16 protein-coding genes are annotated in these 16,688 nt (G+C 64.2%); 10 read left to right on the top strand and 6 right to left on the bottom strand.

The genetic code is table 11. The features are described from left to right. Positions 1 to 293 precede the first annotated feature (293 nt). From ABIE58_RS18960 to ABIE58_RS18940, 5 genes are read right to left on the bottom strand one after another with little or no spacing between them, the layout of a single operon-like run. Positions 294 to 1,262 (bottom strand): energy transducer TonB, encoded by a 969-nt coding sequence (locus tag ABIE58_RS18960; protein WP_354546219.1) that lies wholly within the window; start codon positions 1,260 to 1,262, stop codon positions 294 to 296. 56 nt (positions 1,263 to 1,318) lie between these two features. Further along, a complete protein-coding gene (locus tag ABIE58_RS18955) occupies positions 1,319 to 1,705 on the bottom strand; it encodes an ExbD/TolR family protein (protein ID WP_354546218.1) in 387 nt (128 codons plus the stop codon). Further along, complete coding sequence (locus tag ABIE58_RS18950; protein ID WP_354546217.1) at positions 1,702 to 2,085, bottom strand: ExbD/TolR family protein; 384 nt, start codon at positions 2,083 to 2,085, stop codon at positions 1,702 to 1,704. The genes ABIE58_RS18955 and ABIE58_RS18950 overlap by 4 nt, the downstream gene beginning before the upstream one ends. Beyond that, entirely contained in the window at positions 2,078 to 2,770 is a 693-nt protein-coding gene (locus ABIE58_RS18945) for a MotA/TolQ/ExbB proton channel family protein (RefSeq protein WP_354546216.1), read from the bottom strand. Before ABIE58_RS18945 ends, ABIE58_RS18950 begins: the two co-directional genes overlap by 8 nt. Then, positions 2,767 to 3,267 carry a hypothetical protein gene (locus ABIE58_RS18940; protein ID WP_354546215.1) on the bottom strand — a complete coding sequence of 167 codons (501 nt, stop codon included), beginning with the start codon at positions 3,265 to 3,267 and terminating at the stop codon, positions 2,767 to 2,769. Before ABIE58_RS18940 ends, ABIE58_RS18945 begins: the two co-directional genes overlap by 4 nt. 452 nt (positions 3,268 to 3,719) lie before the next feature. Here ABIE58_RS18940 and ABIE58_RS18935 point away from each other — a divergent pair, with 452 nt between their 5' ends. The 6 genes from ABIE58_RS18935 (at position 3,720) to ABIE58_RS18910 (ending at position 10,314) form a co-directional block, all read left to right on the top strand. Next, positions 3,720 to 4,982 carry an imelysin family protein gene (locus ABIE58_RS18935; protein ID WP_354546214.1) on the top strand — a complete coding sequence of 421 codons (1,263 nt, stop codon included), beginning with the start codon at positions 3,720 to 3,722 and terminating at the stop codon, positions 4,980 to 4,982. Then, complete coding sequence (locus tag ABIE58_RS18930) at positions 4,979 to 5,551, top strand: cupredoxin domain-containing protein (protein WP_354546213.1); 573 nt, start codon at positions 4,979 to 4,981, stop codon at positions 5,549 to 5,551. Before ABIE58_RS18935 ends, ABIE58_RS18930 begins: the two co-directional genes overlap by 4 nt. A gap of 115 nt (positions 5,552 to 5,666) precedes the next feature. Continuing rightward, complete coding sequence (locus tag ABIE58_RS18925; RefSeq protein ID WP_354546212.1) at positions 5,667 to 6,692, top strand: hypothetical protein; 1,026 nt, start codon at positions 5,667 to 5,669, stop codon at positions 6,690 to 6,692. An 89-nt stretch (positions 6,693 to 6,781) separates the two neighbouring features. Next, entirely contained in the window at positions 6,782 to 8,257 is a 1,476-nt protein-coding gene (locus ABIE58_RS18920) for a di-heme oxidoreductase family protein (RefSeq protein ID WP_354546211.1), read from the top strand. 1 nt (position 8,258) lies between these two features. Beyond that, on the top strand, positions 8,259 to 9,239 hold the full coding sequence (locus ABIE58_RS18915) for an imelysin family protein (RefSeq protein WP_354546210.1): 981 nt from the start codon (positions 8,259 to 8,261) through the stop codon (positions 9,237 to 9,239). A 4-nt stretch (positions 9,240 to 9,243) separates the two neighbouring features. Beyond that, positions 9,244 to 10,314, top strand: coding sequence for a DUF1513 domain-containing protein (locus tag ABIE58_RS18910; RefSeq protein WP_354546209.1), 1,071 nt, complete (start codon positions 9,244 to 9,246; stop codon positions 10,312 to 10,314). 86 nt (positions 10,315 to 10,400) lie between these two features. Here ABIE58_RS18910 and ABIE58_RS18905 read toward each other — a convergent pair whose 3' ends face one another. After that, positions 10,401 to 12,497, bottom strand: coding sequence for a TonB-dependent hemoglobin/transferrin/lactoferrin family receptor (locus ABIE58_RS18905; RefSeq protein WP_354546208.1), 2,097 nt, complete (start codon positions 12,495 to 12,497; stop codon positions 10,401 to 10,403). Between the two features lie 251 nt (positions 12,498 to 12,748). On the opposite strand from ABIE58_RS18905, the gene ABIE58_RS18900 reads away from it, so the two are divergent. From ABIE58_RS18900 to ABIE58_RS18885, 4 genes are read left to right on the top strand one after another with little or no spacing between them, the layout of a single operon-like run. Then, positions 12,749 to 13,798 (top strand): hemin-degrading factor, encoded by a 1,050-nt coding sequence (locus ABIE58_RS18900; protein ID WP_354546207.1) that lies wholly within the window; start codon positions 12,749 to 12,751, stop codon positions 13,796 to 13,798. Continuing rightward, positions 13,795 to 14,697, top strand: coding sequence for a heme/hemin ABC transporter substrate-binding protein (locus tag ABIE58_RS18895; RefSeq protein WP_354546206.1), 903 nt, complete (start codon positions 13,795 to 13,797; stop codon positions 14,695 to 14,697). The genes ABIE58_RS18900 and ABIE58_RS18895 overlap by 4 nt, the downstream gene beginning before the upstream one ends. Continuing rightward, entirely contained in the window at positions 14,678 to 15,745 is a 1,068-nt protein-coding gene (locus ABIE58_RS18890; protein ID WP_354546205.1) for a FecCD family ABC transporter permease, read from the top strand. Before ABIE58_RS18895 ends, ABIE58_RS18890 begins: the two co-directional genes overlap by 20 nt. After that, positions 15,742 to 16,530 (top strand): heme ABC transporter ATP-binding protein, encoded by a 789-nt coding sequence (locus ABIE58_RS18885; protein ID WP_502950120.1) that lies wholly within the window; start codon positions 15,742 to 15,744, stop codon positions 16,528 to 16,530. The genes ABIE58_RS18890 and ABIE58_RS18885 overlap by 4 nt, the downstream gene beginning before the upstream one ends. Positions 16,531 to 16,688 lie beyond the last annotated feature (158 nt).

Raw genomic sequence — 16,688 nt, 5'->3', positions numbered from 1 at the left:
CAGCAAAACCGAACCCGTGAAAATGGCAGCCTGATGTAAAACCCTGATCCACCTTAACCGGGCTGCAAACTGGTCGAAAAAGCAGGACCACCTCTAAACGCGCAATGTACGGCCACGCCGGACCAGAACTCCTCAGAGTCCGAATGCTGCCCCTCCACCCCACCGATTGAGGCAGAGCCGATTGGAGGGCAATGCGACATTCGGGTAGAGAGTTGCATTTATGACATTGGGAACACCAACGCCACCGAATGAAATAGCGTTGCGATGCGCGCCTTACGGTGAAGCGGCGTTTTTTATCGCCCTTTGATCTGAACAGAAAAACGGCGCTGAGCCGCGCGGGGTGGGGCCGGGAAGGGGGCCGCGCGTCGCACTATATCAAGTGCTGCGCGGTCAAAGCGGTCTGAGCCGGAAGAACGGGTGAGATCGACAGAGGCGAGGGCACCGCCCTCGGCGATGGTGAACTGTACCAACGCCGCACCACGGGTATCGGCGCGCGGGCGCGGCACCCGGGCAAGGTGGCGCATGACGAGGCCGGGATAATTGCTGACGGCCGCATTGCCCTGTGCCTCACTTTGGCTTGCGCTGTCGCGTCCCTGCCGGGCGGTGCTAACCGCCTCGCGCCCGGTGGCAGCGCCGCGCCGGGCATCGCGGCTTGCGTTGCCGCCCTTGGTGGGGCGCGGCACCGCTGCCCGTGCGGGCTCATGGTGAACGACGGCAGCCGACTCCAATTCGCGCGGGCGTGCTTGCGGGCGTTTCGAGATCCGCGGGCCGTTCTGTTGCTTTGGATTGGCTTCGACGACATCACCGGGGGTGGGCACAGAAGTGGGTGTAGCCTGCACGCCAGTGATCACCGTCTCGGCAGAGGTAAGGCTATCCGGTGCGACCGGAGCCGTCGGCACCATGGCACCGATGGCCGGAACGTCTCTGGATCTGGTGACCGATTGAGCGATAATCGGATCGGGGGCGTTTGACGCGATCTCGGGCAGGATGGCCTGCGTTCGATCGCTTGGTCGCTGCGTATGGGCAGTTTGCAGGACAGGCCGACTTGACTGCGACGGCTCTGAACGTCGGGTCACGTCCGACGCGACCGGTTCAGTTTCGGCTTCTCCCTGCCGGTTCGGCGTCACGGTCGCCTCTGATACGGGCTGCGCCACGCCCGCCACCATGTCGGCGAAACTGTTGCCAAGCGCCACCTCGGCCGCGCCTGTCCCACCCTCGATCTCGATCTTCGGGCGTGGGGCGCTTACCCACAATGCGATCACGTGCAAGGCCAACGCCGACGCGGCGCAACCAAATGCAACGGCGCGCGACATGCGGATCATTGCAGCCCCCGTTCGGTCACCATCACCACCCGCCCTGCACCCGCCGCGCGCAAGGCGGTGCCCAGCCGAAGCAGGGTTGGCGCTGGCAAATCAGCATCGGGCACGATGCGCACGGTTTCGCGCCCCGCATCAGGCAGCGTCGCGATATAGGCGGCGGCATCCGGCAGCCCCGCGCCGCGGAACATCAGCTGCCCGTCGGCGTGGATCACCAACGCATCGGGCGGGGCGCGCCCCTCCAGATCAGCCGTGCGCACCAGCCGCACATCACCGTCGAGCGGCGGCGCAAGCGTGGCGGCGGCCATGAAGAAGATCAGCATCAGGAAAACGATATTGATCAGCGGGATCGTCGGCTCTGGCCGATTGCGGCGAGTGGGCGTTTTCATGACGGCACCAGCACCTGAACCGAGAGCCCCTCAATGCCGCGCAAGGCCAGCAAGAGATCGGTCAACCGTTGTGCCGTCACATCCGCGTCGGTGCTGATGAGCGCGCGGGTTTCGCCACCCTCGATCAGGGGCACGACCGCATTCTGCAACTGCGCAAGCGTCACCTTGCGTGCGTTCACGCGCAGGCTTTCGGCGCGCAATTGCACGAAAATTGGCTGTGATTGGGATGCACCCGGCTGGCCCGCGCCTTGGGTGCTAAGCTCAACCTCGGAAAACTGCGAAAAGGTCGAGGACAGCATGAAAAAAAGCAAAAGCAAAAAGATCACGTCGATCAGCGAGGTAAGCGAGAGGCGCCGCCGCCGAAAGCCCGCATCACGCACCTGCGGGCACCACCCGGCCCTGCGGTACCGGGGCGGTAGCCGCGTGCGTGTTGGCGTTATGATCGGGTCGCAACACCACGCTCAGGGCATGGTCCGCCAGTGCCCGCTCGGCGACCATCCGCGAGTCAAGCCACGACAGAACGACCGAGGCGGGCATCGCCACCGCAAGCCCGGCAGCGGTGGTCAGAAGCGCCACCCAGATACCGCCCGCCAAGAGCGACGGATCGACCTGCGCCCCCGCCGATTGCAGCGCCCGGAACGCTTCGATCATGCCCAGAACCGTGCCAAACAGGCCCAGCAGGGGCGCGACCTGTGCTACCATGTCGAGAAAGCGAAAGCCGCGTTCAAGGTGGGTGAACCGCTTTTCGGCCTCTGCCTCAAGTCGGCGAATGGTGACTGTATTCACCGTCTCGCCTGCGTCAAAGGCCCGCGCGATCACCGGCGCGAGATAGCTGCGCGACCCCATGAGCGTGCGCCTTGCGTCATGCGCTTCGCCCCGGTCCCATTCCGCCACGGCGGCGCGCAACGCGTGGTGTCGCCCCACGCCTGAGGCGCGAAATTGCCACAGCTTGTAAAGCACCACCGCCAGCGTCGCCACCGAGAGCGCGCCGATGATCGCAATCACCGGCCCGCCCGTCTCGACAAGCCCGCGCAGATGGTCGATCAAAGCGCTAACACCGCTCATCCCGTCACCTCGACTTCTGTTTCGGTCGAAAGGCGCAACCCGTCGAGACAAGTCATCGGCGTGATTCCCGCCCCTTCACAGGTGTCGATTCCGTTGATCAAAACCGTGCTGAGCGCGTCACAGGTCAGACCTGCAAGGTCGAATTGGCGAACACGCGGGCGCCCCTTGGGCAACGCGCCGAAGTCGAACAGCGTCATCCGTGTGACGCGCCCCGCAGCATCGAACAGAACAGCTTCCGACACCAGCTTCTCGATATCCGAGCCAAGCCCGTTGAGGATCACGAATGTCAGCCGACAGGTCCCGGTGTCCGTTGGGCTTACCATATTGAGCGTCAGGTCGAGTTGCGCAGGCGTGCTGTCTTCGCGCGCTTGGGCCAAGCCGATAGATACAGACCCGGCGCACAAGATGGCGGTGATGGCACCGCTTTTGAAAGTCGACCTGATATTCATCATCTGCCCCTTGCTCCTCACTCTTTTCAAGACGAGGGAAAACCACATGGCTGGCGCAAGGCTGGCAGTGTCTGATTGTGCCGCGCACCGGCATAGGCGGTGCGATCATGACCCTGATATGTCGATGAAACTAAAAGAGTCAAGTTTATCTCTGACGGTCGAATTCGTCGCGATTTCAACTTGCAAGTTCACGATCCAGCATCACACAGACGCGATTTGCGGACCAGGCATACCTTAGTAATTAAATCAGCTATTGACTATTCCGACTATTTTACTTAGGAATCGGAGTCTGCTAGGGAAGGCCAGTAAGGTATTGAATTCATGACAAACTATGAGCCACGAAAAGACACGGTACCACGGGATGAAATTCTGTTGGCGGGTCTTGAGGTGTCGCATGGCACTGGCCTGTGCTTGGATTTCTGTCTTGATCATCTGTCGCAGACCCAAGCCCGCTGGCCGAACACCCTATCCAAACCTGACATGACCCAAAGGACATCACGATGACCCGCCTTTTTCTTACCACCACTTCCCTTTGTCTGACGTTGGCCGGGGCCGCGTCGGCGCAAAGCGCGGGCGACGTGCTTGACCATTACGCCGATCTCGCCGCTGCCAAATACGAGGACAGCCTGACAACGGCCCGCGCCCTGCAAGACGCTGTGAACAGCCTGATTGCAAACCCGTCGCCCGAGGCGCTGAGCGCGGCGCGCGGCGCCTGGTTGCGGGCCCGCGTGCCCTATCAGCAGACCGAGGTTTACCGTTTTGGCAATGCCATCGTCGATGACTGGGAAGGCAAGGTGAATGCCTGGCCGCTTGACGAGGGGTTGATCGACTATGTCGAAGGGGCCTATGGCGGGCCGTCGGATGCCAACCAGCTTGCTGCGCTGAACGTCATTGCCAACCCCGTTTTCATCCTCTCGGGGCAAGAGATTGATGCAAGCCACATCACCCCCGCGCTTCTGGAAGGTCAATTGCACGAGGCTGACGGGGTCGAGGCCAATGTCGCCACCGGCTATCACGCCATCGAATTCCTGCTCTGGGGGCAGGATCTGAACGGGCACGGGAAAGGCGCGGGCAACCGCCCCTGGACGGATTATGCGCAGGGAGATGCCTGCGCGCACGACAATTGCGACCGCCGGGCAGAGTATCTCAAGGCCGCGACCGACCTTCTGGTGTCGGACCTCGAATGGATGGTCGCACAATGGCAGGAGGGCGGCGCGGCTCGCGCCAACGTCACCGCCGACGAACAGGCGGGTTTAACCGCGATCCTCACCGGCATGGGCAGCCTGTCTTACGGCGAGCAGGCGGGCGAGCGGATGCGGCTTGGCCTGATGCTCAACGACCCTGAGGAAGAGCATGACTGCTTTTCCGACAACACCCATAACAGCCATTATTATGACGGGATGGGGGTTCGGAGCGTCTATCACGGCGAGTATGTGCGGATCGACGGAACGTTGGTCTCGGGGCCGTCGCTGGCCGATCTGGTGGCAGGTGTGGATGCGTCCCTCGATGTCGAAATGCGCGCCCGGCTTGACGACACCATGCTGGCGCTTGGCCGGATCAAGACCGCCGCCGAGGCAGGCTTTGCCTATGACATGATGCTCGAGCGCGGTAACGCGGCGGGCGAGCGGCTTATCATGGGCGGGGTTGATGCCCTCATTGCGCAAACCCGCTCGATCGAGCGGATCGTCGCGGCGCTCGACCTTGGCGGTCTTGAATTCGAGGGCTCCGACAGCCTCGACAATCCCTCGGCGGTGTTTCAGTGAAACTGCGTGCCGGAACTTCTGGTAACGGCGCGGGCGCTCTTTCGCGCCGCTCCGTGATTGCCGCAGGCATGGTCATTTCAGGGCTTGCTCTTGCTCGACCCTTTGATGCCCATGCGGCAGTGCAGACCGTTTCGGTGAAGCAGTTGACCGATCCCAAGGCAACCGCCGCGACCGGCATGTTTCGTTTTGTCCCTGATCTGGTCATGCTTGACGTTGGCGGGGGCATCGTTTTCTTCAATTCTCTGGCGCAGCATACCGTTCACTCGGTACCCCAAATATGGCCCGAAGGCGTGGCGCCGGTGAGCATTTTCAACACGCCCCGCGTCGAGGTGGGGTTGCCGGTTACCGGGTTCTACGGCTTCCGCTGCAATCGACATGGCGGATACGGCATGGTGATGCTCGCCGCAGTGGGGGCACCGCCCGTTCCGGCCGATATCGGTAAGAGGGTTTCAAATCTGCGTGCGGAACGCAGGGAACGGGATGCCGTCCTGCACTTGTTCGAGCGCTATGCGACCGACAGAGAGAACACCCGATCAACCAGTGACGAGAGGCCGTATCAATCCAAATGACTCGTCCGCCGTCAAACCCGGCGGAGTGCAACCCAGCTTGCAGCTAGGTATGTTATCACGTAACAAACACGGGTGATGCAATAAGCACCACCCAGAAACGAACAAAGGAACAGTGATGAAAACCCTATCTGCGACGCTCGCGGCCTGCACGGCGCTTTGCGCGACGGCGACCCACGCGCAAAACGCAACCTCGCCGTTTTCGGCTGAATTCTCGCTTGAACTGCAAAGCGATTTCACGGTCGATTCCTCCGCGCCCGGCGGTGAGACCAACAACACCTTCGCCACCATCGAGGGTGCGCTGTCGTTCGCTTTCACCTCGCAAACCTCGATCAACAGCACATTGGTTCTGGAACAGATCACCGCGCCCACCTCGGACAGCTTTCTGGAAGATCACGGCCTTTACGCCGAAGAGCTTTATTTCGCGCATGATTTCGGCGCGGCGCAGGTGGTGCTTGGCAAGTTCAACCCTGCATTCGGCACCGCCTGGGATGTGGCCCCGGGTATCTACGGTGTCGATTTCGCCGAGGATTACGAGATCACCGAAAAGATCGGCGCGAACTTCGTGATCCCCTTCGCCGCCGGCAACGGCGAGCACGAGCTTAGCCTGTCGCTGTTTACCGCAGATCGCAGCGTGCTTAGCGAATCGCTTGGCGAGAATCGCGGGCGCACCAACCGCAGCGATGGCGGCGTATCCAATACCAACGGCGCGGAATCCTTTACCATCGCCCTTTCGGGCAGCTTTGGGGCGACCGGCTATAACCTTGCCGTGCAGTCGCAGGAGCGCGGCATCGGCGACACCGACGACCAGACCGGTATCGTGGGCGGCATCACCCATGAAGTCGCAAACGGCGCGCTGCCTGTCACCTTGCTTGCCGAACTGGCCTATTTCGATCATTTCGACGGCACCGCCGACAGCGCTACCTTCGCCACCCTGGGCATCGAGGCCCCGGTCGGGCCGGTCACGCTCTCTGCCGTTTATGCGCTGCGCGATGTTGATACCCTGCCGCAGGATCACCTGGCCACGGTTTCGGGCGAGATCGAGGTCGTGGACGGACTGACTGCCGCGCTCGCCTATCGCTATGGCGACGAGGGGGGCGACGAAACGCATACAATCGGTGCCCTACTCGCCTATGCATTCTGAGAGGGAATAGAAAGGTCATGCCTGTGCCCAAATCGAAGCCATATCGCTTGATCCTTGCCATCGTCGGCACAGCCGGAGTTTGCGCGGGCATGACCGCTGCCGAACCTCTCACTGATGTCCATCTCGACATCATCCCCCGCACCAAGGCCGAGCGCGCGCGTGTTGACGCCGTGACCGCCTTGCCCAACGATTTCTCGGCCCCCTGGCCGTTCGAGGAAAATTCTGGCGGCGCGCAGACAGTGCGTCCGCGCGATACTGCCGATGCGTTTTCGCAACCGGCCGCGAACCTGACCTTCGAGCAGGAACTGGATTTCCGCGTCGGCAACGGGCTTTTCCGGCGCATCTGGGTTTCTCCGCCCGCGTCGACACTGGCCTCGGACGGGCTTGGCCCGCTCTACAATGCGCGTTCCTGCCAGCGGTGTCACCTCAAGGACGGGCGCGGCCACCCACCCGAAGGCCCCGAGGACAGCGCCGTGTCGATGTTTCTGCGCATCTCGATCCCGGCACCGGAGCCGTCGCAGCTGGAAGCCTATATCGCGGGCACGTATCCGACCGCCCCCGATCCCACCTATGGCGCACAGTTGCAGGATTTCAGCCTGCCCGGCCATGCACCGGAATACCGGCTTGACGTCAGCTATGAGGAAATCGAGATGCCCCTCTCAGGCGACGAGGTCGCGCATCTGCGCAGCCCCACCTACCGCGCCGCCGATCTGGGCTATGGCCCACTGCACCCCGACGCGATGCTCAGCCCCCGCGTTGCGCCGCAGATGATCGGCATGGGCCTGCTTGAGGCGATCCCGGCCGAAGACATCCTGGCACTTGCCGATCCCGAGGATGCGAACCGCGATGGCATCTCGGGGCGCCCGCAGATTGTCTGGTCCGATGTGTACGATCAACCGATGCTGGGGCGGTTCGGGCTGAAGGCGGGCAATCCCACGGTGCTGGAACAGACGGCAAGCGCCTTTGCCGGCGATATTGGCATCTCCAACCCGATCCATCCGGCGGGCTGGGGCGAATGCACCGACGCGCAGACCGATTGCCGCGCCGCCATCCATGGTGGCGACCCCGAACAGGGCGGGTTCGAAATTGACCAGGCGGCGCTTGATCTGGTGACCTTCTATAGTAGCACCCTTGCCGTGCCTGCCCGCCGCGACGTGGGCGCGCCGCAGGTTCTGCGCGGACGCGAGGTGTTTTATGATACCGGCTGCGCCGCCTGCCACCGGCCCAAACATGTGACGCATCGGATTGCGAGCGACAACCCGGCCTCGTTTCAGCTGATCTGGCCCTATACCGATATGCTGTTGCATGACATGGGCGCGGGGCTAGCCGACAACCGCCCCGAGGGGCGCGCCAGTGGCCAGGAATGGCGCACGCCGCCGCTTTGGGGGATCGGTCTGAGCGAAACCGTCTCGGGCCACAGCTATTTCCTGCATGACGGGCGCGCACGGTCCTTGCTGGAGGCGGTGCTTTGGCATGGTGGCGAGGCGCAAACAACCCGCGATCGGGTTGTCACGATGCCGCCCGCGGACCGCGCCGCCCTGATCCGATTTCTGGAAAGCCTTTGATATGCGCCTTGCCCTGATCCTCACGCTCAGCCTTGCCGTCCCCGCCCACGCCGGGGTGGAAGAGGCACTGAATACCCATATCCTGCCCGGCTTTGCCCGGTTCGAGGCGGCGGCGGGTCGCCTCTCTGACGCCGCCGCGCAGGATTGCCGCGCCGCCTCGCTTCGCCCTGCGTTCCACACCGCGTTTGATGCCTGGATGGCCATAGGCGATTTGCGGCTGGGGCCGTCGGAAACCGGCGCGCTGTCGGTTGCCTTCTGGCCTGATCCGCGCGGATTCACACAGCGCACGCTGGCGCGGATGATCGCCGAGACAGACCCGATCGCGTATAGGCCGCAAGACTATGGCGATGTGTCCATCGCCGCGCGGGGCCTGTTCGCGTTGGATATGTTGCTTTTCGATCCGGATTTCATGGCCTATGCGCAGGGCAGCTATACCTGCACCCTTATCACCACCATCGCCGTTGATCTGGCCGCGCAGGCCAAGGCGCTGTCGTCGGCCTGGGCAGACGATTACGCACCAGTGTTGCGAGCCGCGGGCGCGCCCGGCAACACCACATTCCTGAGCGAGGATGAGGCGATGCGCGCGCTTTACACGCAGGTAATCAGCGGGCTGGACTTCACAATTCAAAAACGGCTTGGCCTGCCCATGGGTACGTTTGATCGCCCCCGCCCGGCACTGGCCGAGGCGCGCCGCTCGGGCCGCAGTCTGCGGCAGGTGCGGCTTGCGGCGCGGGCGGCGCATGGTCTGGCTACGGCGCTCGCCGATTGGGATCTGCCCCGAAGCGACGCCGCGCTTGCGCGCATCGGCGCCGCTGCTGACGTGATCAAGGATCCGGCCTTTCAGGATATCACCGACCCGCAGGCGCGGCTGCGCGTCGAGGTGCTACAACAGGCGCTCCAAGGCCTGCACGAGGCCATTGCAGAGGAGATCGGCACCCGCCTTGGAATTGCGCCGGGTTTCAACGCACAGGATGGGGATTGAGACAATGACCACACGCCGCGCCTTTCTTGCCGCGCTTCTGGCCACCGGGGCCACGCCCCATCTTGGCTGGGCGGCGGCGGGCAACCCCGCCTATCTGGCGGCAGCGCGCGACGTGTCTGGCGGTTTCGCGCTGCACGGGTTGGACAGGGACGGCCAGAGCCTTTTCGCCATTCCCCTGCCCGCGCGCGGCCATGCGGGCGCAGGCCATCCGATCCGCGCTGAGGCGGTGGCCTTTGCCCGCCGTCCGGGTGTCTTCGCGCTGGTGATCGACTGCGTGAGCGGGCAGGTGCGCCATCGCCTGACCCCGCCAAATGGGCGGCATTTCAACGGCCACGGCTGCTACGCGATGGCGGGCACGCGGCTCTATACTGCCGAACAAGACAGCGACACGAGCGCTGGCCGGATCGGCGTCTGGGACGTGGCGGCGGGGTATCGGCGCATTGGCGAATTTTCCAGCGGGGGCATCGGGCCACACGACATACGTCTGATGCCCGATGGCCGCACCCTGGCGGTGGCCAATGGCGGCATCGCCACCGATCCCGGTGATCGAACCAAGCTCAATATCGACACGATGCGCCCAAACCTCTGCTATCTTGATCTTGAAGGCGAGATGCTGGAACAGATCGCGCTTGACCGCGCGCTGCACCAGAACTCGATCCGCCATCTAGCACTACGCACCGACGGGCTTTTGGCCTTTGCCATGCAATGGGAGGGTGAGGACGGTGCCGCGCCACCGCTTCTTGGCCTGCACCGGCGCGGATCAGACCCTATCCTGGCGCAGGCCCCGCTTGCAGATGAGATCGCGATGCAGGGCTATGCCGGAAGCGTGGCCGTCGGTGGCGACGGCACAGAGGTCGCCATCACCTCGCCACGCGGCGGACGCCTGCACCGCTTTTCGCCCGAGGGGCGATTCATTGGCGCGGTGTCGCGCGCCGATGTCTGCGGGCTTGCGCCGCGCGCGGGTGGCTTCCTGCTCAGCGACGGGCTGGGCGGGGTGCTGGCGCTGAACGGGAATAACACGCAGGTTCTGTCACGCCAAAGCCTCTCTTGGGACAATCACATCGTTCGCCTGTAAGCCGGGGGCGCACAAAGAAACGCCTGCCATGGCCAAGCTGTGCCTGGTCGGCACGCCTTGGCGCGCCGACCTTGGGCCTATCGGTCTTAGAACCGGCGTGAAATTGCAAACCGTGCCGTCACGCCGGGATTGTTGAGACCATTGGGATGCACGCGGTAGTTCTGGTCAAAAACATTGTCGATGGCCGCGCTGATCACCGTGCCTTCCAGCGCTCCGCGCTGTGGTTGCCAATTGGCGAAAATGTCGAAGATCTCGGCCCCGTCCACGGCAAGGGTTCCGTCAGGAAGGTCGCCCTCATCAAGCTCGCGCAGGAAGGTGGCGCGCGCGCCAAGCTCCCATTCCGGTGCGGGCCGCACGCCCCCCGTCAGCACCAGTCGGTCCTGCGGGATCGAACCGAGCTTGCCCGCGCCATTTCGCCCGTCGCCGCGCGGTATGGTCAGCGAGGCACGCCCGAACCATGTTCCGGCATCGTAATCGGCGCTGGCCTCCAGCCCGTAAAGTTCGGCGTCGATATTGCGCGACGTGGTCGAGCCGCTCACCTCCAGCCGTCCTGTGATCGGATTGAAAGCCGTTGTCGCGGGGTCGATGAAGGTCACGACAGCGTCGATGAAATCATCCACCTGCGCATAGTAGATATTGCCTGAGAGGTCGAGCCGATCACCGGGGCGAAGCACGCTCGTCATCTGGTGGCGCACTCCGATTTCGATCTGATCCGCGGTTTCCGGCGACAGGTTTGGCGTCGGCAGGAATTCGTTTACCCCGGTGAAGAACGGCGCCCCCGGCCCGCCGAGAGGGAAACCGGGCCCGGCGATGAAATGCACGCCTTGCGGGAACATCTCGGTCAGTGACGCCGCGCGGAACGACCGCGACGCCGAGGCAAAGACCTGCGTGTTTTCCGTCGGTCGCCAGGACAGTGCCAGCTTTGGGGAAAACTCCTCGTCAGACCGGCTGGAGAACCCGCCCTCGGGATTGGTGTCGATCACATCATAGCGCAACCCGGCGGTCAGCGTAAGCACAGGCGAAACGTTGAAATCAGCCTGCGCGAACGCGGCGTAGAATTGCTGTTCGGCATCGGGCGTCTGGGCGCGCGCCGCACCGTTTCGGGTGCCGACCTGTTTGTCCTCGAACATCTCGAACCCATAGGCGAACGCCACCGGCACGCCTATGTCAAATTCCGAGATATTGGTGATCTCGAAGCCCCGTGTTTCGAAATCCGTGGTGTCAAATCGCCCGTCAAAAATGCGATCTTCGCGCACCGCGGTATCGTTGTAATAAAACAGCGCCTTGAGGTCGATGAGGTCGTTGCCCGCCGGTTTCCAGTCCAACCCGACGCGGAATTGCTCATGCGTCAGATCGCGGTTGACGCGGGTGGTGGGTGTGCCCTGCACATTGGTGTTGGGCGGTGTGACGCCCGCGTCCTCGTAACGTTGATAGCTGGCCTCCAGGCGCAGCCCGTCCGTCGGTTCAAACCCGAACTTCAGCAGGTAATTCTCGCTGTCGATCTCGCTATCGACAATGTCATTTCCCCCGCCATCCTCCAGATCGCTGCCCCGGTCGCGGCCCGCCAGAAAGATCAGCGCGTCGAACGCGCCTTGCTGCACCGCGCTCGTGGCCCCGTATTTCCATTCGTTGCCGTTGGAATTGTAGCCGAGGCTGACCTCGCCGCCCACGGTCTTGCCGGGTTCGATCACATCGCGCGCATCCTTGGTGTCGACAAAGACCACGCCGCCAAGCGCGCCCGAGCCAAAAAGCGTCGAGGCCCCGCCGCGCAGCACCTCGACCTGTTTGAGGATCATCGGATCGGTAAAGAACCGCCCGCGATGCGCGAGGTTGAAATTCTGCCGCCCGCCGTCAAAGCGCAGCACCACCTGTTCGTCCTGGAAGCCGCGGATATTGACCTCCTGACTCACACCGCGCGGCCCGCCCTCGATGGTCACCCCCGGCACGTCGTCAAGCATGTCGGCATAGGTTGAGGGCTGGCGGCGGCGGATCGCCTCTTCGCCCACGACACTGGCGGCATTGGGGGTGTCAAGCAGTGCGCGTTCATCGCGCGCAGCTCCGAAAATCAGGATGTCAGGCAGGCGAAACGTGTCTTGCGTTCCGCTCCCGGTATCCGGTTCCGCACCCGTCTGTTGTGCCTGTGCGGCCAGCGCCCAGCTGAGGCACAGCGCGGTTGATGCCATCAGAATTCGTCGTGACTGTCGTGCCATGTCGTTCCCTTCCATTTTCAAACACATGGTTTTCACCGGTGTGCTTGCGGCGGGCTGGCACGGCGTTTCATTTGCGGCCAATCCTTTCGGGATCAGGCTCTTGCACTCGATACTGTTTTATGACTAAAAGAGTCAAGATAAGGGTGCAGGTTAAATCCCGCCCCTCAGCCACGTCGCCTCCGCGCGATGCAGCCATCCCTTTACACATCAGAAAAGAGGTCGGCATGGCTGTCACTGATACCCCGTCTCCCGAAACGATTCGCGCCTTCCGCGCAGAGAATCCGCAGATGCGCCCCCGCGATCAGGCCGATGCGCTCGGCCTGCCCGAGGCTGCGCTGATTGCCGCTTCCTGCGGCAATGGCGTGACCCGGATCAAGGCGCATCCCGATGCGGTGATGGGAGCGGCGCAGGCTTTGGGCGAGGTCATGGCGCTGACGCGCAACGCGGCATGCGTGCATGAAAAGATCGGGGAATACGCCAATTACCACTCCGGCGATCACGCGGCGATGATCCTGAACGAGGCAATCGACCTGCGAATCTTTCCGGCGCATTGGTGCCACGCCTTCATGGTCGAGACCGAGACCGGCCCGCGCCGCAGCCTTCAGGTGTTCGACGCGGCGGGCGACGCGGTGCACAAGATCATCCTGCGCGACGGCTCGCATCATGGCGCGTGGGAGGGCTTGCGCGCCTCGCTCGCGCTACCGGATCAGGGGCAGGTGCTCGCGCTTGCACCGCGCAAGCCGACCGAGGCCGCCAAGGCCCGCCCCGACAAGGCCGAGGCCCTGCGCGCCGAATGGCGGCGGATGACCGACACGCATCAGTTCCTGCGCCTGACATCCAAGCTCAGGATGAACCGCCTTGGTGCCTACCGCATCGCCGGGGCCCCGTTCGTTCGCGCGCTCGCACCGGACGCAGTGGATGACATGCTCAACACGCTTGCGGGCAGCGGCATCGCGGTGATGGTCTTCGTCGGCAATCGCGGCTGCATCCAGATCCATTCCGGCCCGGTCAACACGCTCAAGCCGATGGGCCCGTGGCAGAACGTGATGGATCCGGGCTTCAACCTGCACCTGCGCCGCGATCACATCGCCGAGGTCTGGGCGGTCGAGAAACAGACCCGCGAAGGCCCCACCACCTCGGTCGAGGCGTTCGATGCCGAGGGCGGGTTGATCTTTCAGGTTTTCGGCCTGCGCAAGGAGACGGGAGATCACCGCGCGGATTTCGCCGCGATGGTGGAAGGCCTGCCCGATGCGGACATGGCGGTGGACGCATGACCCGCCGTGCCGCCCTTACCCGCCGCGCGATATTAGCGCATGGGGTGGCGAGCGCGGCGCTCTGCGCGCTGCCCGCCCTCGCGCAAGGGGAAGGTCGCGTGCTGTCAATCGGCGGATCGGTGACCGAGATCATCCATGCGCTTGGGCAAGGTCATCGGCTTATTGCGCGCGACACCTCGTCTACTTTTCCACCCGTGGTGATGGACTTGCCCGATGTGGGCTATGCCCGCGCGCTTAGCCCGGAGGGGGTGCTATCGGTGGCCCCCGATCTGATCCTCGCTATGCAAGATGCGGGCCCGCCCGAAACCATCGCCGTGCTGCACGCCTCGGGCATCCCGTTCATCCCGGTGCCCGACGCGCAGGACGGCCCCGGCATTCTCGAAAAGATCGCGATTGTGGGAGAGGCACTTGGCGTGCCGGACCGCGCCAGGGCGCTCATCAACGAGACCCGCGCCGCCCTTGAGGCGACGAGCGCCGCAACCACCGAAATCGCCCCCAAAGATCGAAAGCGCGTACTCTTCATCCTCAGCCTTCGGGGCGGCCGCATCCTTGCGGGCGGGCAGCATACGCAGGCGGACGGTATCATCAAGATGGCCGGGGCGGTCAACGCGGTGACCGCATTTGACGGCTACAAGCAGATGACCGACGAGGCGGTGATCGCCGCGGCGCCCGATGCCATCCTGATGATGACCCGTGGCGGCGATCATGTGGTCGAGGACGAAATACTCCTGTCGCTGCCCGCGATCCGCACCACCCCCGCCGCACAAAGCGGCACGGTGGTCCGGATGCCGGGGCTCTATCTTCTGGGATTTGGGCCGCGCACGGCGCAGGCGGCGCGCGATCTTCATGCCAAACTCTATGCCGCTTCCGGGGCAGGCGATGACGCTGACCCAAGCTGAACCGCTGCGCGTGGTGCAGGCGCCGGACCGTCGCAGCCGCGCGCGCGCCGCACATCTGTGGCTGGCGCTGCTGCTTGTGGTGAGCTGTGTGCTGAGCCTCGAGACCGGGGCCTCGGGCGTGTCACTGTTGGGCATGCTGACCGGCGGGGCCGAGAACGAGGCGCTCGCACGGGTCATCCTGTGGGAGGTGCGCCTGCCGCGCATTGTCATGGGCGTGCTGGTGGGGGCAGCGCTTGCGGTCTCGGGCGCGGTGATGCAGGGGCTGTTTCGCAATCCGCTGGCCGATCCGGGCATTGTCGGCGTCAGCGCCGGTGCGGGACTGGGCGCGGTCACCGCCATCGTGCTGGGCGGGCTTCTGCCACCCGCGTTTCAGGCCGTCCTTGGTCTTTACACCGTACCGCTTGCGGCCTTCCTCGGGGGGTGGGCCTCGGTGCTGCTGCTCTACGCGGTGGCCACGCGCGGCGGGCGCACCTCGGTGGCGACGATGCTTCTGGCGGGGATCGCGCTCGGGGCGCTCTCGGGCGCGGTGTCGGGGCTCTTGGTTTACGCCGCCGATGATCAGCAATTGCGCGATCTCACTTTCTGGGGGCTTGGCTCGCTGGCAGGCGCGACATGGGCCAAGCTGGCCACGGCGGCCCCCATCATCGTGCTGGCGCTGGCGGGCGCGGCCTTTCTCGGGCGCGGGCTGAACGGGCTGGCCCTGGGCGAGGCCACTGCACTGCACCTTGGTGTCAACGTGCAGCGGCTCAAGGCGCTTGCCATCCTGACCGTGGCCGGGGCAACCGGGGCTGCGGTGGCAGTGTCGGGCGGGATCGGCTTTGTCGGCATCGTGGTGCCGCATCTCCTGCGGCTGACGACTGGCCCCGATCACGGGCCGCTGCTGGTCAATTGCGCGCTTCTGGGGGCAAGCCTTTTGCTGGGTGCAGATATGATCGCGCGACTGGTCATCGCGCCCGCAGAACTGCCCATCGGTATTGTCACCGCCGTGCTGGGCGCGCCGGTTTTCCTTTGGATATTGTTGCGGCGTCGCGGGCTGGTGGACGTATGACGCTGCGGGCCGAAGGAGTGGCTGTGATGTTGGGCCGCACGTCCGTGCTGTCGGACATCGATCTGGTGGCACAGCCGGGGCAGGTGACGGCCATCGTGGGGCCGAACGGTTCTGGCAAGACGACGCTCTTGCGCGCGCTCACCGGCGAGATCTCGGCGGCGGGGCGGATCACGCTTGACGATCTGCCGGTGGGCCCGCGCCATGCGGCGGCGCTGGCGTCGCGGCGGGCGGTGCTGCCGCAGGCCACCCGGCTGGCCTTTCCCTTCACCGCGATCGAGGTGGTGCGCCTCGGCCATCTGGCCGGGCCTCATGCCGCGCGGACGGACCTGCCCGCGCGCGCGCTTGAGCGCGTCGGCCTCGGGCATATGGTGCATCGGTTCTATCAGGATCTTTCGGGCGGCGAGCAGCAACGCGCGCAACTGGCCCGCGTGCTGGCGCAGGTCTGGGAACCGCGCGGCACGGGCGGCGGCGCGAACTGGCTCTTTCTCGACGAGCCGGTCTCAAGCCTTGATATAGGCCAGCAGCTTGTGGTGATGCGCATTGCGCGCGATTTCGCGGCGGACGGCGGCGGCGTGATCTGCGTGCTGCATGACCTTAACCTTGCCGCGATATTTGCCGACGCCATGGTGGTTCTGCGGCAGGGGTGCGTGGCGGCGCAAGGCGCGCCGGCGCAGGTGATGACCTCTGACCTTCTGTCAGCGGTCTATGACTGCCCGCTGCGCGTCAGCGCAACGCCGCCCGGCGACGCGCCATTCATCCTGCCCCATGCGGCCGGGGTGATGTGACTGGATCATGCCGCCGTTGTGCTTTGCTATTGCGCAGCCGGGTATTGGACTCGGCCGCGTGGTATAGGTGGTCGCGAAAATTCGGACCAGTTGTTAAGGTGGATCGCATGACGAGAGAGACGATCCATAATGACGAAGAGAAAAATGCATACGCCTGA

The organism is Roseovarius sp. MBR-78, from assembly GCF_040547535.1.
In the GTDB taxonomy this organism is placed as follows: Bacteria; Pseudomonadota; Alphaproteobacteria; order Rhodobacterales; family Rhodobacteraceae; genus Roseovarius.
This window is presented reverse-complemented; position numbering and strand designations above follow the sequence as displayed.